Consider the following 23649-nt stretch of genomic DNA (forward strand, 5'->3'; position numbering starts at 1 on the left):
ATGAATTATGTGGTTTATCATACTTCGCTTTTTTAATTATATTATAACAGCTCTGAGATTAAAATGAAATCATGTCAAATATTTTGCCTAATTCTAATTCTTACCTTTAGCAATCACTATTCGCAATCAACAGGTTTTGTAAAAGTCAGCGGTAAAAAATTAATTGATGAAAATGGGTATGAATTATTGCTGAGGGGAATAAACTTAGGCAATTGGCTTAATCCCGAAGGTTATATGTTTCGGTTTAGTAATGTGAATTCATTCAGACTTATTGATAATACAATAAAAGAATTAATTGGCGCCGATGAAGCCCGATTGTTTTGGAAAACATTTCGTGATAATTATATAACTCACGAAGATATAAAATTCATAAAGAGTACAGGGTTAAATCATGTACGTGTGCCATTCAATTTTAAACTATTTTTGATTGAAGATTATCCTGAAATTTATATTGAGGAAGGATTTAAGCGTTTGGATGATGTGATAAATTGGTGCACGGAAGAAAATCTTTATGTAATTCTTGATCTGCACGCGGCGCCCGGTGGACAAACAGGAGATAATATTGATGACAGCTGGAGCTATCCTTTTTTGTTTGAAGATAAGAAAGCACAGCAAACAACAATTATGTTGTGGCAAAGAATTGCGGAAAGGTATAAAAATGAAAAAATAATAGTTGGTTACGATTTATTGAATGAACCAATTCCGCATTTCTATGAAAACAAAGAAGAGCTTAATCAATTACTTGAGCCTCTCTATAAAAGAATTACTAAAGCAATACGAGAAGTTGATAATAACCATATAATATTTATTGGCGGAGCGCAATGGAATACTAATTTCTCAATGTTCGGTAAACCATTTGATAATAATTCGGCATACACATTTCATAAATACTGGATGCCGGTTGAGCAGAAGGAAATTCAAGATTACGCCGATTTCAGTAATAAATATAATGTACCAATGTATCTGGGTGAAAGTGGAGAAAATGAGGATGAATGGATTAGCACTTTTAGAATATTATTAGAAAAAAATAATTTTGGTTGGAGTTTCTGGCCCTATAAAAAAATGGATTCATCGCGTGGAATGATTCAGTTTGCCAAAACAAAAGAATGGGACGAGATAATTAAGTATGCTGAATCTCCAAAAAAGAATTTTGAAGAAATGAGAAAACTTAAACCGGCTAAAGAAGTTGTGAATAAAGCATTGGCTGATTTATTAGAGAATATTAAATTCAAAAACTGTAGAATCAATGAAGGTTATTTGTTGGCGTTGGGAATAACAAAATAAGTTTATGAAAATTATTACCCTTGAATTATTAGGGGGAAATAGTAGATTTTTGATTAGAGGAAGTAAAATATGAAAACAATAACAACGTTAATCGTGCTGGTTGCCGGAATATTAATAGCCCAGGATAATACACCACCCCAGACACCTAAAAATGTAAAAGTAATTTCTTATGAACTACATTTTGATGTTGTTTGGGATAACAATACCGAGAGTGATTTGGCAGGTTATAAAGTTTATAAAAATGAGAATTCCACTTATAAACTCATGGGTTCTATAAAAAAAAATAAATCATTTTACGTCGATTGGGTAGGCTCGACCAGTATTCAGAATAAATATAAAGTTACTGCTTTCGATAATTCAGGCAATGAATCTGCAATGAGTAGTGAAGTGAGTGGAAGAACAAATCAAATGAGCGATGATGAATTTCTAGATATGACTCAGCGAGCGGTGTTCAGATACTTCTGGGATTGGGGTGATCCTAATTCGGGATTAGCAAGAGAAAGATGGCATCCCGATGAATCGGATGTGACTAATACAATTGGCGGCGCTGGATTTGGTGTTATGGCTATTCCCGTTGGAATTGAAAGAGGCTTCATTACTCGTCAACAAGGAATTGATAGAATCAAAAAAATTCTAGATTTCCTAAATAATAAAGCGGAGAAATTTCATGGTGTTCTCCCTCATTGGATTAATGGCTCAACGGGAAAAGTAGTGAAGTTTGGTCCATATCAGGATGGTGGAGATATAGTTGAATCGGCTTTTATGATTCAAGGCTTATTGGCTGTTAGACAGTATTTTTCAAATCAAACTGATGATGAGGCGCAGATCAGGGATGCCATTAATAAACTTTGGCACGGGATGGATTGGGAATTTTTCCGTAACGGATCAACCGGGTTGTATTGGAATTGGTCACCAACTTATGGATTCAATATTCCAAATAATAATTCTTTCATTTTTCATGGGTGGAATGAAACGCAGATCGCCTATATTTTAGCTATCGCATCCCCAACAAATTCAGTAAAAATTGACCCGAAAACATTTTATAAATCAGGCTGGGGGAATGGGGATAAAATAAGAAACACTAAAACATATTATGGTTATCCTCTTTATCTTGGTACAAATCATGGTGGACCATTATTCTTTACTCATTATTCATATTTAGGATTTGACCCTCGCGGCAAAAGAGATTTATATGCAAACTATTTTAATCAGAATCGGAATCAAACACTAATCCAACGTGAGTATTCAATTGCCAATCCTAAAAAATTTGCCGGCTATAATGAAAATTGTTGGGGATTGACTGCCAGTTACTCAATTCCGGAGGCGGGATATTCAGCTCACGATCCAGATAATGACAATGGCACTATTTCACCAACGGCGGCGCTATCGGCAATGCCATATACTCCAACCGAATCAATAGCCGCGTTAAAGTATTTTTATAGAACTTATGGAGATAAACTTTGGGGTGTGTTTGGTTTTAAAGATGCATTTAATATTACGAAAAATTGGTTTAGCGATGGATACCTCGCAATTGATCAAGGACCAATTATCTGCATGATTGAGAATTACCGCTCTCAATTATTATGGAATAATTTTATGACTGCCCCCGAAATTGCGCCGATACTTGATTATTCTAATCCAAAAGGTTTATTCTTTCAGGATGCAACAGATGTTAAAGATGAGAAAATTCCAAATGAATTTAAGTTGAATCAGAATTATCCAAACCCGTTTAACCCCGATACAATAATTAGCTATCAATTATCAGCATCATCTCCGGTTAGTTTAAAAATATATGATTTGCTCGGAAGAGAGATTTCCACTTTAGTCAATGAATTTCAAGATGCGGGTATCTATAATGTAAGATTTAAAAATGATATTTCTTCTCATTCACCTGCCTCTGGCGGGTTTATCCGCGCTGGTGGACAAGCTCAATACTCTTCACTCTCTACCGGAATTTATCTTTACACGCTTCAAGCGGGTAATTATTCTCAAACTAAAAAAATGGTGTTCCTGAGGTAAAATGAAAAATCAATTATTCACCAAAATTATGAACAAAAAATATCAGGAAATGATTATGAAAAAATTATCGCTGATAATAATCACTATTATAATGACATTATTTATCGATTGCTCTTCACAAACAACCGAACCGGAAAAGAAAACTAATATTCCTGAAGTGCCAGGATATACATTGGTTTGGAACGATGAATTCGATAACCCGGGGTTACCTGACCCTAAAAAATGGGGTTATGATGTAGGAGGACATGGATGGGGAAATCAAGAGCTTCAATACTATACTGAAAATAGAAAAGAGAATGCCAGAGTTGAAAATGGAAAACTGATTATTGAAGCGAAGATGGAAAATTTTCAGGGCAGCAGTTTTACATCTGCAAGATTAATTACTAAAAATAGAGGCGATTGGACTTATGGTCGTTTTGAAATTAGAGCTAAACTTCCATATGGTAAGGGAACATGGCCGGCAATCTGGATGCTGCCGACTGTCTGGAATTTAGGAAACGGGGGCTGGCCCGATAATGGAGAAATTGATATAATGGAACATGTCGGGTATAATCCGGGAGTGATTCACGCATCTACTCATTGTAATAAATATGTGCATAGTAAAAACACTCAAAAGACCGGTACCACACAAGTACTTGATGCAATGACGGCATTTCATACATACGTTATAGAGTGGACTGAATCTGAAATTAAGGCTTATGTAGATGATAAACATTACTTTACTTCTGTTAATGAAAACAGAGGTTGGGAATATTGGCCATTCTATAAAGATTTTCATCTTATACTTAATATTGCGGTTGGAGGAACTTGGGGCGGTGCTCAAGGAATTGATCCAACTGTCTTTCCTCAAAAGATGGAAGTTGAGTATGTAAGGGTGTACAAAAAAGTTAATTAGTTTTGTTTAACCGCGAACAACTCTGCGCTCTCTGCGTTAAAGCTTTTGATTTTTAGGAGTGTAGAATGAGATTCTATGTTTTTTAAACCGCAAAGGACGCTGAGTATCCGCGGAGTGTGCAAAAGAGTTTTTTTCTCTGCCTCCGCTGCGAAAAACATTGCACTCTCTGCGTTATAGCTTTTACTCTTATTAACAAATAATATTCAATACAAAAATGAAAATTGCTGTTCTAATTTTAACGGGCTTCTTTTTAAGCACATCAATTGCTCAGGTAAACTTTACTTCCTCTAATCTTCCTATAGTAATAATTAATACTAAAGGACAAACCATTAAAGATGAACCGAAAATTAATGTTGAGTTCGGAATAATTTTTAATGGAGAGGGTAAAAGAAATTACCTCAGTGATTCGCTAAATCATTACAATGGAATTGCAGGGATTGAGTATAGAGGGCACAGCTCACAAGGATTTCCAAAAAAGCAATATGGAATTGAACTAAGAGATGCGCTAGGCAATAATGTTAATGCTCCATTACTTGGGATGCCGGCAGAAAGTGATTGGGTGCTTAACGCATCTTATACCGATAAATCATTATTACGAAATGTTATTGCGTATAATCTTGGCAACAATTTAGGGCGGTATGCTTCCCGCACAAGATTTTGTGAAGTAGTGCTCAATAATCAATATTTGGGAATATACATACTTCAGGAAAAAGTAAAGCGGGATAAAAACAGAGTTGATATAAAAAAATTGGAAGCCCTCGATATAAGCGGTGACGCTCTTACGGGAGGATATATATTAAAGATTGATAGAATTGATCCTGGTGATAAATATTTTAACTCTCTTTATTCTGGAGTTTATCCGAGAACTCCAAGTCGTCCTTCACCAATTAGCTATGTTCATGTATATCCAACTTCGGTAAATATATTGCCCGTTCAACAAAATTATATTAAGAATTTTATTAATCTATTTGAAACACTTCTAACAAAATCCGCAATTAACGAACCATTCAGCGGTTACACAAATTATATTGATGTAGATGCCTGGATTGATTATTTCCTGATTTCAGAATTTACGAAAGCCACAGATGCCTACCGCCTGAGCACCTATTTATATAAAGATCGTGACAGTGAAGGGGGCAAGTTGGTTTTGGGACCAATATGGGATTATGACCTCTCGTTTGGTTTAGCTGATTATGCGGATAGCTGGCTTGCAAGCGGATGGCAGGCTTACATTAATCATTATGAGGGATTATGGTCTGCACCATTCTGGACAACAAAATTAATTGATGACCCAATGTTTCTTCATAAACTGGCGAAGCGCTGGCACTCAATTAAGGAGACAGTTTTTAAGCCGGAGGTAATTGTAAAATTTATTGATCAAAACACCTCGTTAATTCAAGAAGCACAATTGAGGAATTTTCAGAAGTGGCCTGAGCTTTTTAATGGAACTTATATTTGGCCTAACAAAAATCGATTTTATTCATACAGCGATGAAATTCTATATCTCAAAACCTGGATTACACAACGCTATAATTGGATAGATAATAAACTCCCTAAAAATTATTCTGATATCGAATGGCTGCAGCCGGATCTTTCAAAAATAAAGTTTGAGATTAATAAAACCGTTAAAATTCCACTCTCCTTAATTACGGCAAATATTAAAAATATTTCATCATTAGAGTTTGTTACTCAATCAAATCTTCTAAATGTAAAATTAACAAACGATTCTCTTGAAATAATAATGTATGCTTCTGGAATACATGTATTTAAAGGGGTAGCAAAACTTAATGGTGTGAATGTTTCTATCTCCCCAGAATATAAACTGGATGTTGTTACAAGTGTTAAATTAGAGAATGAACTTCCAGCAAATTTCGAGTTGTTTCAAAACTATCCAAATCCGTTTAATCCAGAGACAACTATTGGCTATCAGATTGCTGATGCTGGCAATGTGAGTTTAAGAGTTTATGATATTCTAGGAAGAGAAGTTGCGGTTTTAGTAAACGAAGTTCAGCAGCCTGGAACATATAACGTAAAATTTTCGATGAATGATCTTGAATCAAGCTCAACTCATCACTCTCACCCGCCTATGGCGGGCAGGTCCAATACTTTCACCCGCCACTGGCGGGCAAGCTCACATCTGTCTTCATCTGTCTATTTTTACACACTTCAAACGGGCAATTATTCTCAAACAAAAAAGATGATTCTAATAAGGTAATCGTTGAAAAGTAAAATCACCTCTCATTATCTCATTATTTACTTTACTTCATTTTTAAAATTCTCTAATTTGAATTCAGTAGCATCAAGATTTGGAATGAAATTGATTTAGAAAGGAGCAAAAAAAGAGGCGGCATCCTTAATCTTGCCGATTATAGCTCTAAAAAAATCTTAAGATTGTTCGATTCTATACCAATGAAACGTCTTTTAGAGGAGAAGCAAAATGATTTTTTCGGAAAATGCTTTTAGCCCGCTCAAAATTTTAATTGTGGAAGATCAGTTGATTATTGCCGCTGAATTAAGTGCCGCTCTTAAAAATTTTAATTATGAGGTAGTTGGTATTGCCAATACTTCGGCCAAAGCTATTTCACTAACAAAAGAAAAATCACCCGACATCATTTTGATGGATATAATGTTAAAAGATGGAGATGATGGAATTGAAACAGCACTAAAAATTAAAACTGTTGCTGATTTGCCAATAATTTTTGTTACTGCATACTCCGATAGATCAACAATTGAACGAGTTAAATCGGTTGGACCCGCCGGATATTTAATAAAACCTTTTAACCATAATGAATTGTATTCTGCAATTGAAACTTCTTACTACAAACATAATATCGAAAAAAAATTAAAAGAAAGTGAAGAACGGTACCGCCGATTAATAGAGGGTTCCCCCGATATAGCCTACAGGCTCTCCACAAAAAGAGGGGCAATATTCTGGTCATTAAGCGTTGAAAAAGTTTTGGGTTTTAAAGTTGATGAATATTTGGAAAATCCTCATAAATGGTATAATTCCATAATTGCGGAGGATAAACTTAAAGTTGATGAAGCCATTCAAAAAGGTGTAAACGGGGAATATTACGAAGTTGAGTATAGAATATATAACTCAAGTGGAAATATTGTTTGGCTGAATGACCGGTTTATAGGCAGATCAATGGAAGGGGATGAGGTTATAATTGAGGGACTTGCATCCGATATAACCGAAAAGAAATTAGCTTCCGAAACATTAATGCAAAATGAGAAACGATTCCGATCTCTATTTAATAATGTTGCAAATATTTCTGTGCAGGGTTATAATGCTGATGGTAAGGTACTTTATTGGAATAAAGCCAGTGAAAAAATTTATGGCTACACAGAAGAGGAAGCCCTTGGCAAATCTCTCCTTGATTTAATTATTCCTCCATTTATGAGAGAGGGGGTAAAGGAAGCTGTTGCCAATATGGTTAAGACCGGAGAACCAATTCCGGCAGAAGAACTGCAACTAATGAAAAAAGATGGCTCTCTAATTCCTCTCTTTTCAAATCATACAATTATTGATGTTCCAGGAAAAGGTAAAGAACTCTTCTGCCTCGACATTGATTTAACTGAGCTTAAAGAGAAGGAAAGAGCACTTTTAGAAAATGAAAAAAAATTAAAACTCGCCGAAAAAATTGCAAGACTTGGATATTTTGAGAGAAATTTGCAGACCAATGAAGTTAAATGGTCTGATGAAATCTATTATATTTTAGGAATAACTAAAGAGGAAGGTACCAAATCAATTCCTCAACTTATTGAATTAGCACACCCTGATGATCGATCATTTTTCGAAAATGAATTTAAAAACGCAATTCTAAATAAAACCGATATTGAGAAAGTCTTTAGATTTATAAAAAATAATGGAATAACCGTTACATTACATGGCGTTTGGAATTTTACTAAAGACGAAGAAACCGGGCATTATAAAATGTTCGGGACTTTCCAGGACATTACTGAAAGAATTAAATCCGAAGAAAAATTAAGAGAAAGTGAAGATAGGTGGCAGTTTGCTCTCGAAGGCGCAAATGATGGGGTGTGGGATTGGAATATCTTAACGAATGAGATTTATTATTCTAAAAAATGGAAAGAGATGCTCGGTTATGAGGATGAGAATATTGATCCTAATCTTGATTCATGGAAAAACTTAATTCACCCAAAAGACTTTAATGAAACAATGTCCCGAGCAAAAGAATTTATTGAAGGAAAGCTTGAGGTATATCGATCAGAACATAGACTTAAATGCAAAGATGGTTCATACAAATGGATTTTAGATAGAGGTAAAGTAATAAAGAGGGACGAAAAAGGTAATCCTCTTCGTGCGGTTGGTACTCATACCGATATTCATGAAAGAAAAATGACTGAACTATTGATGGATGCCAGAATTAGACTGAACGAGTATTCAATCAATCATACTCTTGATGAATTAATACAAAAAGTTTTAGATGAACTTGAAATTCTCACCGAAAGTAAAATAGGTTTTTTCCATTACGTCGAAGAGGATCAAAGAACACTTCGCCTTGAAATGTGGTCCACAAATACAATTAATTCAATGTGCACACTTGAAGCAAAAGGGAGGCACTATGATATTGATTTTGCGGGAGTGTGGACAGATTGCGCTAAAGAAAGAAAGCCGGTGATTCACAATGATTATCAGAATCTTAAACATAAAAAAGGATATCCCGAAGGACACGCTCATATAACCAGGGAACTTGGTTTACCAGTAATTAGGGATGGAAAAGTAAAAGCAATATTGGGTATAGGTAATAAAGAAACAGATTATACAGAAAATGATATTCAAACTGTTTCACTTTTGGCAGACCTTGCATGGGATATTACCGAAAGAAAAAGAGCCGAAGAAAAGTTAAGAGAAAATGAAGCAAAATACCGGCTCCTTATTGAAAACCAAGCAGATCTTGTTGTTAAAGTTGATACCGGTGGTCAATTTCTTTATGTAAGTCCAAGTTATTGCAAAACTTTTGGAAAAACTGAAAATGAATTATTGGGGAGTTCCTTTTTCCCATTAGTGCACCCTGATGATATTCAAGATACAAAGCTTCAAATGGAGAAACTTTATTCTCCTCCTTATGTCTGTCTGTTGGAACAAAGAGCAATGACAATAAATGGCTGGCGATGGTTCAGCTGGAAAGACACCGCAGAACTTGACGAGCAGGGAAAAGTAGTTACAATTATTGGAGTAGGACGCGATATAACCGAAAGAAAATTGGCTGAGGAACAACTGCTTGAGAGCAGAAACAAAATTAATAGTTTGCTTGAAGCCGCACCTGTAGGTATTGGATTAGTAAAAAACCGGATTATTCTTCAAGTAAATGATGCCTTTTCAACTATCACCGGATACTCGAAAGAAGATGTTATCGGAAAAAGTTCCAGAGTTCTTTATGAGACTGAAGATGAATTTAAGCGTTCCGGCGAAGTGAAATACAATATGATTGCTGAAAAAGGGATTGGGGTTGTAGAAACTAAATGGGTTAGAAAAGATGGGAAAGTGGTAGATATTATTTTAAGCTCAGTTTTAATCGATAAAAATGACGCAATGAAAGGTGCTACATTTACTGCTCAAGATATAACAGAGCAAAAGCGTTCTGCAGAGATATTAAGCGTAAGCGAAGAAAAACACCGCCGCCTATTTGAAACGATGGTCCAAGGAGTAGTTTATCAGGATTCTGAAGGGCATATAATTTCCGCTAATCCTGCGGCCGAAAGAATTCTTGGTTTATCTCTCGATCAGATGATGGGAAAAACATCTCTAGATCCTGGCTGGAAAACTATTCATGAAGATGGATCCGATTTTCCTGGAGAATCTCACCCAGCAATGCGGGCATTGCGATCAGGTCAAAAAGAGAATTCTATCATTGGAATAATGAATCAAAAAAATAATAAACATTCATGGGTTTCTGTTACAGCAATTCCATTATTTAAAAATGGAGATGAAAAACCACACCAAGTCTATACTACACTGGAAGATATAACTGAAATTAAATCGGCACAAAAAGAATTGGCTGAGAGCGAAAAGAAATATAAAATGCTCGCTGATAACGCCGAAGATGTTATTTGGACTATGGATCTGGAAGGAAAATTTACCTACATAAGTCCTTCCATAAAAAAATTACGCGGATATACTGTAGAAGAAGTGATGAATGAATCTCTCTGGGATTCCATTGCCCCCGACTTTCATGAATATATTCGAAATGAAAATAAAGCCGCCTTTGAATACTTTGATAATTATGGAAAATATCCAACAAAAACGCATGAAATACAGCAAACTACCAAAAACGGAAACTACATTTGGGTCGAAATTAATACAAGTGGAATATATGACACCGATGGAAAGTGTGTCGGGATTTATGGTGTTTCAAGAAATATTGATAAAAGAAAGAGGGCTGAACTTGCAGTTTATGAAAGTGAATATAAATACAGAACTCTTGTATCAAATATGCCGGGTATTGTTTATAGATGTGAATTAACCCCCCCATGGGAAATGTTTTTTATTAGTGAAGAGATTGAAAGAATTTCAGGGCATAAAAAAGAAGATTTTGAATCGGCCAGATTAAAATATGCTGAAATAGTTCATCCCGAAGATTTGCCGGGATTAGAAAAAATTGTTGCTGAGGGAATCACCTCACATACTTCTTACCAGCTTGAATATAGAATTATTGACAGCCGGGGAGAGATTCGTTATGTATCCGAGCGAGGAAGAGCTATTTATAACCATGAACAGAAACCCTTATATCTGGATGGTGTAATTATAGATATTACCGAGAGAGTAAAAGCTGAAGAGTCATCTAAAAAAAGTGAATTAAAGTATAAACAATTATTCGAATCAAATTATGATGGTATAGTCATAATTCGAATTAACGAGAGTGGAATTCCAGATAAATTTCTTGAAATAAATAATTCAGCCGCTTCAATGCTGGGTTATACAGTAGAAGAGATGCTTAATATTCTTCCCCATGATATTGAAATAGATGTTAATGAAGAAAAAATAAATCATCGGAAGAGTGAGCTTTTAGAAAAAGGGATTGTGAGTTTTGAAACACAGCTTCTGCATAAAAATAAAAAAATAATTGATGCTGAATTTGTTGTTCAGATTTTAAACTATGAGGGTAAGCCTGTACTTTTTAATATTGTGCGAGATATTACCGAGCGAAAAATAGTTGAAGAAAAACTTAAAACTGTTGATAAAGTATTTAATCACTCAATTGATATGCTATGTATAGCGGGATTTGATGGATATTTTAAAGTACTGAATCCTGCATGGGAAAAAACATTGGGATGGAGTACACAAGAACTGCTAGCCAAACCATGGAATGATTTTGTATATCCAGATGATATTGAATCAACAAACAATGTAAAATCTGTTATAGTTGATGGACAGGAAATATATCAATTCGAAAACAGATATGTCTGCAAAGATGGTTCAATTAAATGGCTTTCATGGAATTCCTTCCCCTACCCGCAAGAAAATATAATGTTTGGTGTAGCCCGCGATATTACTGAAAAGAAAATTGCCGAAGATAAATTAAAGCAGAGTGAAGAAAGATTTAGCAAAGCATTCCGCATCAGCCCCGATTCAATTAACATTAACCGAGTGTCCGACGGCAAATATATTTCTATAAACGAAGGCTTTACAAAAGTTACCGGTTATACAGAAGAGGATGTAGCTGGCAAAACTTCGCTGGAGCTGGATATATGGGTTAATGAGGCGGATAGAAAAAAATTGGTTGAGGGATTATTAAAAGATGGATTAGTTGATAATCTCGAAACGCAATTTAGAATGAAGAACGGAAATATTGTTACCGGATTAATGTCCGCTTCCCTAATTGAATTAAATGGTGAAAAGCATATAATAAGTATTACTCGTGACATATCAGAGAGAATTGAGATTGAGAATGCTATGCGGGAGAGTGAAGCTAAATTCCGCTCACTTTTTGAAAATGCTGTAATGGGTATTTACCGCACAACCCCCGGGGGAAAAGTAATTATGGCTAATCCCGCTCTCCTTAAAATGCTTGGTTACAATTCTTTTGAAGAGCTGTCAAATCTAAATATTAATCAAGAGGGATATGCTTCTTCGGGCCAGCGAGAGGAGTTTATAAAACTAATTGAGCAAAATGGATTTATAGAAGGTTATGAATCAAAATGGTTTAAAAAAGATGGCTCAATAATCTATATGCGTGAGAGCGCCAAAGTAATTAATAATGAAAACAATGAACCAATCTATTATGAAGGTACAGTTGAAGATATAACACTTAGAAAACTCGCCGAGGAATCTCTGCTCGAAGAACAGTACCGGATTAGCATGTTAATGGATAGTGTAACCGAGGCAATTTATTTTAAAGATATTCAAAGCAGATTTATTGGAATGAATAAATCACAGGCTAAACGATTTGGTTTAACCGACATATCAGAAGCTCTTGGAAAGACCGATTTTGATTTCTTTTCAGTGGAGCATGCCCAAAAAGCATTTGACGATGAACAGAAAATAATTAGTACCGGAAAACCTTTAATTGATCTTGAAGAAGAGGAGGTATGGCCGGATGGAAGCTTAAGTTGGGTTTCCACTACAAAGATGCCGCTAAAAGATTATAGCGGTAAAATTGTAGGCACTTTTGGTATTTCAAAAATTATTACTGATAGAAAATTAGCCGAAAAAGCACTTCGTGAAAGTGAAGCAAAATTCCGATCCTATATCGAGCATTCACCCGTATCTATATTTATTGTAAACGCACAAGGAAAGTATATAGAAGTAAATAAAGCCGCTTGTAACCTTTTGGGGTATTCGGAAGAAGAGCTTCTTAATCTCTCTATAAAGGATATTGTGAGTCCAAATGGTATAGTTACAGCATTTGAGCACTTTAAACAAGTTCAAACTAAAGGTTTTGCTAGTAGCGAGATTTTACATCTTCATAAATCAGGCAGGGAATTCTGGGCAATTATTACCGCAGTAAAAATATCAGACAATCGTTTTATGGGGCACGCGATAGATATTTCAGAGAGAATTGAGTACGAAAATAAATTAAAAGAGAACGAGGAGAGATTCAGGGGAATAATAGATACTTCAATTGATGGATTTTGGGTTGCTACCGTAGATGGAATAATAAAAGAAGTAAACACCGCCTACTGCTCAATGACCGGATTTTCAGCCGATCAAATTGTAAATAAACACATTTCTAATTTTGATGCCACGGAGGACCGTGAGGATGTTCTAAATCATACTAAAAAAGTTATTGAACGAGGATCTGACCGATTTAAATCAAAACACATATGCGCCGATGGATCAATTTTGCTAGTTGAGATTAGTGTTTATTTCTTATTGAAGCAGAACAGCCTGTTAGTATTTATTAGAAATATTACAGACCGGGAAAACGCCATTAACGCACTTCTCGAAAGTGAGGATCGTTACCGCAAAGTAGTTGATAACTCCCCGGATGGAATAGCAATTCACCAAAATGGTAAGTTTGTTTTCGCTAATGAAAGCGCTCTCAAATTAATAGGAGCGGAATCATTTGAGCATTTGTCGAAATATGGAATTCTTGATATAGTTCACCCCGATTATAGAACAATAGTGATGGAGCGAATTCAGGAAATGAGTTTGCATAATACAATAGCCCCTCCCCAACATGAAAAATTATTACGTTTAGATGGGCACGAAATTGATGTGGAAATTGTAAGTACCCCGTTCATTTTCAATGGGCAAAAGGCATTTCAACTAATTGCTCGCGATATTACCGATAAAAAACGAGCTGAGAATTTAATTTTGATGCAGAGGGATCTTAATCATCAGCTCATTAATGTGAATACACTTCAGAGCGCGACAGAAATTATTTTTAGGTTTGCTAAAAAAATAGACAACATAACCGCGGGCGGGATTTATCTTACAGATGAAAAGGGGGGATTAACTTTATTTGACAGTTTCAATTTATCTAAAAAAACTATTAAAGAGATTCAGAAATATGACGCTGATTCTATTCAACTAAAAATGGTTGCCGAAGGTGACCCTATCTATATAAGTTATAATAAAGATGAGTATTCCCCTAAAAAAAGTGTTGAAGGTAAAACAATACTTGGAATTGCCGCAATACCATTAAGAAAGGATAACAAGGTTGTCGGTGTATTAAATCTCGCATCAGAAAAGGTTTATGAATTTTCCGAAAATCAAAAGCATTTAATTGAGGCATTCGCTTCCCAAATTGGCAGTTATCTTAATAGAATCCTTATAGAAGAAGAAATTAAAAAAAGTGAAGAAAAATATCGTTCATTCTTTGAGGCCGATTTAACAGCTGATTTCAAATCGACTATAGAGGGAGAACTTTTAGAATGCAATGAATCATACGTGAAAATGTTTGAGTTCGATTCCAAAGAACATGCTCTGCGTACAAAAGTGGTAGACCTTTATATCGACATCAAGCAGCGCGAAGACAAATTATTGAAATTGAAGAAAGCAAAAAAACTTGAGAATTTACAAGCAAAAATGAAAACCATTACAGGGCGAGAAATATATATCATTCAAAATTTGGTTGGTGAATTTAATGAAAAAGGAAAACTTGTAGGCACAAGTGGTTATATATTTGATATAACAAAAATAAAATTGGCTGAGCTAGCGTTAAAGGATAGTGAAAGGAAATACCGAGAGTTATTTGACAGTATGCAGGATGGATTTGCTCTACATGAGCTGATTCTTTCTGATGATGGCAAGCCGATTGATTATACATTTTTGGCCGTAAATAAAGCATTTGAAAAGATGACCGGGCTAAATTCTTCTGAAATTGTTGGTAAAAGTGTTATGACTGTTATGCCCGGTACAGAAAGTTACTGGATTGAGAGATATGGTAAAGTAGCATTAACCGGCAAACCACTCCGGTACGAAAATTATTCCAAAGAATTAAATAAATATTACCGTGTGCTTGCTTATTCTCCCGAAAAAATGAAGTTCGCTGTAATAGTTGAAGACGTTACGGATGTAAGAATTAAAGAAGAAAAAATTAAGCAGCTCTCAGTTGCCGTTGAACAAAGTCCGGTTTCAGTGGTTATCACCGATTTGAAGGGAGAGATTGTATATGTTAATAAAATGTTCAGCAAAACAACTGGATACACTTTTAAAGAAGCTATAGGAAAAAATCCAAACATATTAAAATCGGGGAATATGTCTAATTCGGAATATTCTAAGATGTGGGACACAATTACTAATGGAAAAAGTTGGAGCGGAATCTTTCACAACAAAAAGAAAAATGGTGAATTGTTCTTCGAATCTGCTAAAATAAGTCCTATTCTCGATGCTACCGGTAAGCCCACACATTTTATAGCAGTTAAGGAGGATATTACCGATAGAATTAAAATTGAAACTGAGCTCGAACATCATAGGACAAACCTAGAATTACTGGTTGCTCAAAGAACAAAAGAGCTTGATTCAGCCAATAAAAAACTACAACTCGAAATTGCCAAAGAAAAAGAATTTGAGATGGTGCTCCAGCAGGCGCTCGAACGTGAAAAAGAATTAAATGAACTCAAAACTAAATTTATATCAACTACCTCGCACGAGTTTAGAACACCGTTAACTTCTGTTCTATCATCCGCGGAACTTCTAAAAATTTATGGAAGAAAGTGGCCGGATGAAAAATTTAATCGTCATACGGATAAAATAATTTCATCGGTTGATACACTTACCAGAATGCTTGATGATATATTGACGATCAGCAGATCAGAGAGTGGTAAAATTCACTTTAAACCGGAAAAAATAGACCTTAGAAAAGTATGCGAGGAAATTATAGAAGAAACAAGCGCGCATGCAACTAAAAACCACAGGTTTATATTTAAGTTTCGATCCCGAAAAAATGATTTTATACTGGATGCAAAATTGCTACGGTTCATTATTGTAAACTTACTTAGCAATGCTTATAAATACTCACCGGTGGGTGGAGCGGTTACATTTGAAATATCAGTGAAAAGAAATAAAGTAGTTTTATCAATTGAGGATCAGGGAATTGGAATCCCGGCAGATGAAGTCGGTAATCTATTCCAGCCGTTCCATAGAGCTAATAACGCATCAGATTTACCCGGTACAGGGCTTGGACTTTCTATCGCTAAGCGTGCAATCGATTTGCATGGCGGTGAAATTAAGGTTTATTCTGAATTAGGCAAGGGAACAAACTTTATTGTGGAACTGCCGCTCGAGAAGGGTAGCGTGAAGTGATATAAGAAAATCTAAATTAGAATTAGATATTGTCTTCTTATTTTGTAAACTTAACTGGGTTTTTTATGAATGAAAAAATTGAAGGATTCTTATCCAAAAAATCAAACGCTCTTTTATTGGTGGTAATTTTTAGTGTTCTAATAATTCTAATGGGCTACTTTTTTTATCTGGATGAAGAGAAAACATTACGGCAGAATATCAATAAACAGCTTAAATCAGTTACCGATCTTAAAGCTAAACAGGTATCCGATTGGTTTGTGGATGAGATGCACGATGCTGAGGTTATTGCCCAAAATGTTTTTATAACCAGTTTGATTGAAAAATATATTTCGGATAAATCATTTGAGTCCCGTCGATCCGTCGAAAAATTTATCAAATCATTAGAAATAGAACATGGCTATGGACATATTTTGGTTTTTTCAAAAAATATAGAATTACTTGCTTCAACCAATAAGAATATCTCACTTGCCGATGATAATCTTCGGGAGCATGTAGTAAAAGCGATACAAGGCAAAAACACAATTAGCACAGATTTGTATTATTGTAATACACACAAAATAATTCATATCGATTTCATTGCTCCAGTTTTAAATAAAGATAAAAATTCAATTGGAGCAATCGTATTCAATCTAAATCCACATGATTACCTATATCCGACAATAGAAACATGGCCGATTGATAAAAAGCATTATCAAACTCTACTAATTAAAAAAGATAAGAAAAATGTTGTGATATGCAACCCATTGCCGGATTCGGTTAACTCTAAGTTGGATCACAAAACTCCATTGACAAAAAATCATTTGCCTCAAGTTAAAACAGTTTTAGGTTATGAGGGGTTTATTGATGGTGAAGATTACAGGGGAATTCCAATAATAGCTTATAGCAAAAAGGTAACATCTTCAAACTGGTTTCTAATTTCAAGAATAGACAAAAGTGTTTTGAATAACTCTTTAATAAAAAAAGGTGCGAACATTTCTGTTTATGTTATTATGATAATAATTATGCTTACTACTGCACTTGCCTTCATATACAGTTTTAGGCAACGTAACATTTATAGAAAGCTGTTTACTCAAGAGCGAGCATTAAGGCAGTATCAAGAGGAGTTTAAAACTATTCTTTACAGTATTGGTGATGGAGTGATTACAACAGATAAAAGCGGTAATGTAAGACAGTTGAATCATACCGCCGCTGATTTAATTGGGATTAAAGAAAAAGAGGCTGAAGGTAAGCCGCTAACCGATGTTTTTAGAATAATTAATGAATATACAAGGGAAACTGTTGAAAGTCCGGTGCATAAAGTATTAAAAGAAGGAGTAGTAGTTGGTTTGGCAAATCACACTTTACTGCTTTCGTTCGATGGAAAGGAAATTCCGATTGCCGACAGCGGCGCACCAATAAGAGACGAGAATGGTAATATTTCGGGGGTTGTGCTTGTTTTTAGAGATCAGACAGAGGAGAGAAATTATCAAAGGAATCTTCAGTTAAATAAAGATCATCTTGAAGAGGAAGTTATCAAAAGAACGGATGAGTTGAAGAGGCAATACAACTACTTGAGAAATCTAATTGATACGATACCTAATCCTATATTTTTAAAAAATGCTAAATTTGAGTATGTAGATGTAAATAAGGCCTTTGAAAAATTCTTCCATATTAAACGCGAGGAAATTATTGGCAGAAGAGCCGAAAGTCTGTATGTGAAAAATTTGTCGATTTTAACAAAACAATATGAAGAAAGACTTTTAAAAGATCCGGCTCTTTTCTCTTATGAAACTTTATATATCGGTGAAGAAAAAAATACACCGGTGCTTATTAATATAGTTTCGTTTGGGGATGAAAAAGTAAATGTTGAAGGAATAACCGGTTTAATAATTGATATTTCATTGCAGAAAGAGCTGGAAACAAAACTACGTTCTGCTTATGAAAAGGAAAAAAATATTAACGAAATGAAGACAAACTTTATAGCCACTGTTTCTCATGAGTTTAGAACCCCTTTAACAACAATTCTAGGAAGCGTTGAACTTTTAGAAAGATACGCAGAACCGTTAGCCGACGAAAAAATATCGCGTCATATTAAGAAAATTCATGATTCGATTGAGTATATGACTGGTCTAACTGATGACGTGCTTTCAATTTCGAGAAGTGACCGGGGTAAAATTAAACTAGAAAAAACTAATGTTGAAATTAATAACCTGATTGAAAAGTTAGTTGAAGATTGCAAAGCCTATTGCAAAAATGATCAAAAAATTAATCTGGTTACAAGTTTAGATCATGATGTTATAAACGTTGATCCCAAATTGATAACTCAAATATTGAATAATTTGATAGTTAATTCTATTAAATATTCCAATCCAAATTCCGAAATAAACGTTACTGTGAAATTTGATAAACTCGATGATCAATTATTGTTGAATGTTAAAGATAATGGCAGTGGAATTGCAAAGGAGGAAATTGAACATATATTCGAACCTTTTTTCAGAGCTAAGAATTCTAAAAATATATCGGGTTCTGGACTTGGACTTAGTATAGTTAAAAGATCTGTAGAACTGCACAATGGTAAAATAGAAGTAAAATCAGAACCCTCTGTAGGCACTGAATTTAATGTAATAATCCCAACTAATAATTAATTGAATATGAAAAAAAAAATATTAGTAATTGAAGATGAAAAAAATCTCCTCGACGATATTAAAACCCTACTTGAGGAAGAAAATTATACCGTGTTTACTGCTTCAGATGGCAAGAGGGGAATCTCAATAGCAAAAGAGGAAAAACCCGATTTGATTATCTGCGATGTGATGATGCCCGGTATTGACGGTTATGAGGTACTACGAACACTCTCTTTAAATAAAAATACCAAACAAATTCCATTTATATTTTTAACGGCAAAAGTAGAAAGAGAAGATATACGTCTTGGTATGCAGCATGGCGCCGATGATTATCTATTTAAACCTTATAAATCGGCAGAGCTAATAAGCGCAATTGAAGCCCGGTTTAAAAGAATTAAAATGCTAAGCGCGAGTTTTGAGAAAAAAGAAAAGGAGAGAATTAAAAAATATTCATATGATGAGAAAATATTTATCAAAATTGGAGATCATCCCCATATTCTAAAAATAAATGAGATACTTTATATAAGCGCGGAAAACCAGTATAGTTCAATTAATTTATGTACAGGCAAATCTCTGCTTATTCGGAAATCAATTACGGGATGGGAAAGTATTTTGCCGGAGAAGGAATTTTTAAGAATTCACCGGTCCACAATCATTAATATGGAATACATCGTAAAAATGGGTAAATGGGATAATGCTTCGTTGCTAGTGTATCTGCAATCAGTCGATAAACCATTTATAATAAGCAAAAGGAATTCAACAAAATTAAGGATGAATGGGATATAGCATATATTATTCCATAAGGAATAATAGAAATAATTTCCAAAATGTTGTATTGCGTTACATGAATTACAAATGACAACCTTTTTCGTATTTATAGTAGTCTTGTTAAGATATATTTTATCATAAATATTTGTCCGTTAGCAACAATATTCGACCGTTTGCAACTAAAAATTAAACGAATTCAAAAATATTTCGAAAATTTGAGTAGGAAAAAATGGAATTATGATGGAAACAATTCTCATCGTTGAAGATGAATTAAATATACGTGAAAATTTAGCCGAGCTGCTAGAATCGGAAGGGTTTAATATTATTCAAGCGGAAGATGGTCAGGAGGGATTTGAAACAGCCCGGAAAAAATTGCCCGATTTAATTATTAGTGATATCCGCATGCCAAATATGGATGGATTTGAGATGCTTCAAAAACTTCAAAGTGATAATGAAACCTTGAATATTCCCCTTTTATTTTTATCCGCTAAAGTTGAGTTTAGTGATATTCGTGAGGGAATGCTATATGGTGCCGATGATTACATCACTAAACCATTTAAGGCTCAGGATGTGCTGAAGGCTGTTGAAGTGAGATTACGGAAAAAGAGAAATCATGATAATCTTCTCGAAAAACTGAGAAATTCATTTATTAAAAATGTACCTCATGAATTGCGTACACCATTAATCAGCATAATTGGATTTTCCGAAATAATAGAGAATGATTTTGAATCTCTTACCGAAGCCCAGCTCAAAGAAATGGCTGTTAGAATTAATAAATCGGGGAAACGGCTCCACAGACGTATTGAGAAAATGATTCAATTTGGATATTTACTCTCACAAGAGGAAATAAAAGATAACTCAACCTCATTCGAAATAGATACCGAGTTTAACTCTCTTCTTCTTGAAAAAATTGCCAAAGAATATGGAAGGGATAAAGATGTGAAATCCTTATTTGAAAATGGTAACGTTAGAATAGACAGTGTTAATTTTGAATTGCTACTAAATGAATTGGTTGAAAATGCTATTAAATTCTCAGAGCCCGGTTCAATTGTCCATGTTGTTGGCAAAAAGAATTCCAAAGATTATCAAATTACTATTAAGGATAAGGGTAAAGGAATCAATATACATAGCATTGAAGAGGTTGATTTATTCAAGAAGATTGATGAAGATTATATGAATAGAGAAGGTTTGGGAATTGGTTTAGCTCTTGCAAAAAGAATAGTTGAAATATCACGCGGGAAAATCAAAATTGATTCAAAAAAAGATAGTTACACCAAAATTGAAATAAACCTCCCCTTGGCTGAATAAGTCCTCTCAATTAAATAGGGATATCTTCTTTATTGAGAACTCTTAAAATTACTTTTTAGCGAAGAGCCAAAAGTTTCGTTTAGTTTAATCCATGCCTTATTTTTAATCATGAACCAAAAATTTTAACAGATTGAATTTGTCTTTTGCCACTAAGTAAGGTAACTATCACTCTCTTTTTTAATAGTAATTCAAAAGAATAAAAGAGAGCTCCATTTTTGCCCATTGTTAAACTCCTAAAAACAACGCTTACAACAGAAATAGCCCTCTCGCAACATTTAGATCAAAAATCGACAATTTAAATCGATAATAAACTCACGGAGAAAAGTATTATGCGTTTTTTCAATTAATTAAAAGAAAGTAGAGGTTTCTCCTAAACCCGTTGTTTATAACTGATAAGGAAATAGATTGTGGTTCTAAAATCGGCAATTCAAGAAAAATTCGAATCCTTTAAGAAACAACTCCTCACAATAAGTGCCGAGATTAATAATTTCTCAAAACATTCCGAAGGCTCATTTCTTAGTATTGGCAATAAGTTAGAACAGCTTTACTCAAACTGCTCAAATTTAACTTCTCTATCCGCCCAAGTATCCACATCAATAAATGAAAATGTTTTAAGCAAAGGTATAGAGGAATTAGAAAATGAGATAAATCAAATAGATCAATTTTTAACCCGCGTTACTTGTGAAATAGTTGAAGATGAGAGAGAACTAATCCAGATCCAATCAAAAATGGATTTATTCAGCGGTGAGTTTAGCGGCTTCGATAGAATAATAAAACAATTGAGAATGCTCGGAATTTCAACAAAAATTGAGAGTGCCCGGCTTGGTATGGATGAAGGTGGTTTTTTAGCATTGGCCGAAAACGTTGACCGACTCTCATTAATAATCAGTGACAAAATTTCAAATATCAGGAAAAAGAAAGAATTCCTGATAAAGGTTCTAAACAGCACTACTTCCGAATTAAAAAAATTAGAGAAGGAACAAAAAGATCAGTCCAATCTTATCCTTCAAAATATAAATAAGTCCATTGTGGATTTTCAGAATAAACAAAAGGCAACCTCTGCAGGTATTAGCAATATCAATATACTTTCAACAAATCTCGTTTCCAGCGTTAGCAAAATTGTCTCATCAATTCAATTTCATGATATTACACGCCAGCAAATGGAGCATACTAATGAGGCGTTTGAGGAATTAATTTATAGAATAGATAATCCCGAAAATTTGGATGAATCCGAAACAGCTGAAAGAATTCACAATGTTTTTGAACTCCAGACTGTCCAACTCAATAATTCGTTATACGAATTTACCACCGCGGTCTTCAACATCGTTTCTAATCTTACAAATATCAAATCAATTATAACAGAAATTGCCGCGCAGGCAGAAAAATCGTTAACCGGCAAAAAGGAAGAGGGATATTCGGCTATCGAAGTAATTGAAAAAGAACTCATGTTTGTGATGTCGGGATTGAAAAAGAATATTGAAATTGGCAACCAGGTAAATGAATCAATAAAATCAATTGTAGAAATAATCTCCGATCTATCAAAATATGTTTTAGAAATTGAAGAGATTGGAGACGAGATTGAGTTAATAGCTCTTAACGCAAGAGTAAAAGCCGCTCATTTTGGGAAAGATGGTTCAGCCCTTGGAGTTCTTGCCGAAGCAATTCAAAGACTATCACTAGAAGCTAAAACCCATTCATCAAATACTACAGAAATACTTCGCAATCTTGAGTTAAATACAAATAGACTAAAAACAGATTTTGATACAGAGAAAAATAATTCAGCAGTTAAAGAAATTAACCAGAGCATTAATAAAATTGAGTTAATGCTGGAAATGATGAAGAATGCTGAGAATGAAGCAAACACCAAAATTAAAACCATCAACAAAAAAGTTAATAATCTTAATGATGAAACCGATGATACTATAAATGGGTTCTCGATTTCAGAAACTGCCGAGCAGGTAGTTAATTCAATAATAAATGAACTGCGGCAATCAATAAAGATTCTTGAAAAGAAATATGAAATAACGGGGAGCAGAGAAAAATCGGTTCATGGATTAGAGCATAAATATACGATGCACAGCGAGAGAAAGATTCATCAACGCTATACAAAAGGAACGCTGAACGTCTATAACCCAAGTGAGATTTTAACGGCAAATGAAGCGGAATCTCATTATGAAGATAATGTAGAATTATTCTAAGGTGAATAAAATGTTTAAAACTATTGCGGAAAAAGATTCAACAAAGGCAACTTTAGTTCTATCAGGATCGGTTACAGTTGCTACTTCAGATGAGTTAAAAAACGAAGTAATAACTCTTCTACAAAAATTTGCTGATCTCGAATTAGTTCATGAAAATATTGAAAACGCCGATCTGGCATATCTGCAATTACTGATAGCGTGTAAAAAATCGGCACACACACTTGGGAAAAAGATTACTGTAAGTTACGACAATAGTGAATTTATGAGTGAGCTGATTAGTCTTGCCGGCTACGCTGATAATGAATGGCTAAGTGTAACCCAGGACAGAATAAAAATGGGAGATAAATAGATGGGTAA

General features: G+C 34.5%; 10 protein-coding genes. All 10 read left to right on the top strand.

What is annotated here, in order from left to right:
* The first annotated feature begins 57 nt into the window (after positions 1-57).
* Positions 58-1284, top strand: a complete 1227-nt coding sequence (locus KF816_01945) for a cellulase family glycosylhydrolase (GenBank protein ID MBX3006766.1) — start codon at positions 58-60, stop codon at positions 1282-1284.
* A gap of 1554 nt (positions 1285-2838) precedes the next feature.
* Entirely contained in the window at positions 2839-3303 is a 465-nt protein-coding gene (locus KF816_01950) for a T9SS type A sorting domain-containing protein (protein MBX3006767.1), read from the top strand.
* Between the two features lies 1 nt (position 3304).
* Positions 3305-4198 (top strand): glycoside hydrolase family 16 protein, encoded by an 894-nt coding sequence (locus KF816_01955; protein MBX3006768.1) that lies wholly within the window; start codon positions 3305-3307, stop codon positions 4196-4198.
* 214 nt (positions 4199-4412) lie between these two features.
* The gene (locus KF816_01960; protein MBX3006769.1) at positions 4413-6413 is read left to right on the top strand and encodes a CotH kinase family protein; all 2001 of its coding nucleotides are present in this window, start codon (positions 4413-4415) and stop codon (positions 6411-6413) included.
* Between the two features lie 222 nt (positions 6414-6635).
* Positions 6636-16415 carry a PAS domain S-box protein gene (locus tag KF816_01965; GenBank protein MBX3006770.1) on the top strand — a complete coding sequence of 3260 codons (9780 nt, stop codon included), beginning with the start codon at positions 6636-6638 and terminating at the stop codon, positions 16413-16415.
* A 65-nt stretch (positions 16416-16480) separates the two neighbouring features.
* On the top strand, positions 16481-19039 hold the full coding sequence (locus KF816_01970; protein MBX3006771.1) for a PAS domain S-box protein: 2559 nt from the start codon (positions 16481-16483) through the stop codon (positions 19037-19039).
* A 6-nt stretch (positions 19040-19045) separates the two neighbouring features.
* A complete protein-coding gene (locus tag KF816_01975) occupies positions 19046-19804 on the top strand; it encodes a response regulator (GenBank protein ID MBX3006772.1) in 759 nt (252 codons plus the stop codon).
* Positions 19805-20023: 219 nt separating this feature from the next.
* A complete protein-coding gene (locus tag KF816_01980; GenBank protein MBX3006773.1) occupies positions 20024-21094 on the top strand; it encodes a response regulator in 1071 nt (356 codons plus the stop codon).
* 407 nt (positions 21095-21501) lie between these two features.
* On the top strand, positions 21502-23292 hold the full coding sequence (locus tag KF816_01985; GenBank protein MBX3006774.1) for a hypothetical protein: 1791 nt from the start codon (positions 21502-21504) through the stop codon (positions 23290-23292).
* Between the two features lie 10 nt (positions 23293-23302).
* On the top strand, positions 23303-23641 hold the full coding sequence (locus KF816_01990) for an STAS domain-containing protein (protein ID MBX3006775.1): 339 nt from the start codon (positions 23303-23305) through the stop codon (positions 23639-23641).
* Positions 23642-23649 lie beyond the last annotated feature (8 nt).

The organism is Melioribacteraceae bacterium, assembly GCA_019638015.1.
Lineage (GTDB): Bacteria > Bacteroidota > Ignavibacteria > Ignavibacteriales > Melioribacteraceae > JAHBUP01.

Excerpts from the sequence above, each read along its gene's own strand:
- KF816_01950 (MBX3006767.1), top strand. The coding sequence starts at position 2,839 with ATGATTGAGAATTACCGCTCTCAATTATTATGGAATAATTTTATGACT.
- KF816_01955 (MBX3006768.1), top strand. The coding sequence starts at position 3,305 with ATGAAAAATCAATTATTCACCAAAATTATGAACAAAAAATATCAGGAA.
- KF816_01960 (MBX3006769.1), top strand. The coding sequence starts at position 4,413 with ATGAAAATTGCTGTTCTAATTTTAACGGGCTTCTTTTTAAGCACATCA.
- KF816_01965 (MBX3006770.1), top strand. The coding sequence starts at position 6,636 with ATGATTTTTTCGGAAAATGCTTTTAGCCCGCTCAAAATTTTAATTGTG.
- KF816_01970 (MBX3006771.1), top strand. The coding sequence starts at position 16,481 with ATGAATGAAAAAATTGAAGGATTCTTATCCAAAAAATCAAACGCTCTT.
- KF816_01975 (MBX3006772.1), top strand. The coding sequence starts at position 19,046 with ATGAAAAAAAAAATATTAGTAATTGAAGATGAAAAAAATCTCCTCGAC.
- KF816_01980 (MBX3006773.1), top strand. The coding sequence starts at position 20,024 with ATGATGGAAACAATTCTCATCGTTGAAGATGAATTAAATATACGTGAA.
- KF816_01990 (MBX3006775.1), top strand. The coding sequence starts at position 23,303 with ATGTTTAAAACTATTGCGGAAAAAGATTCAACAAAGGCAACTTTAGTT.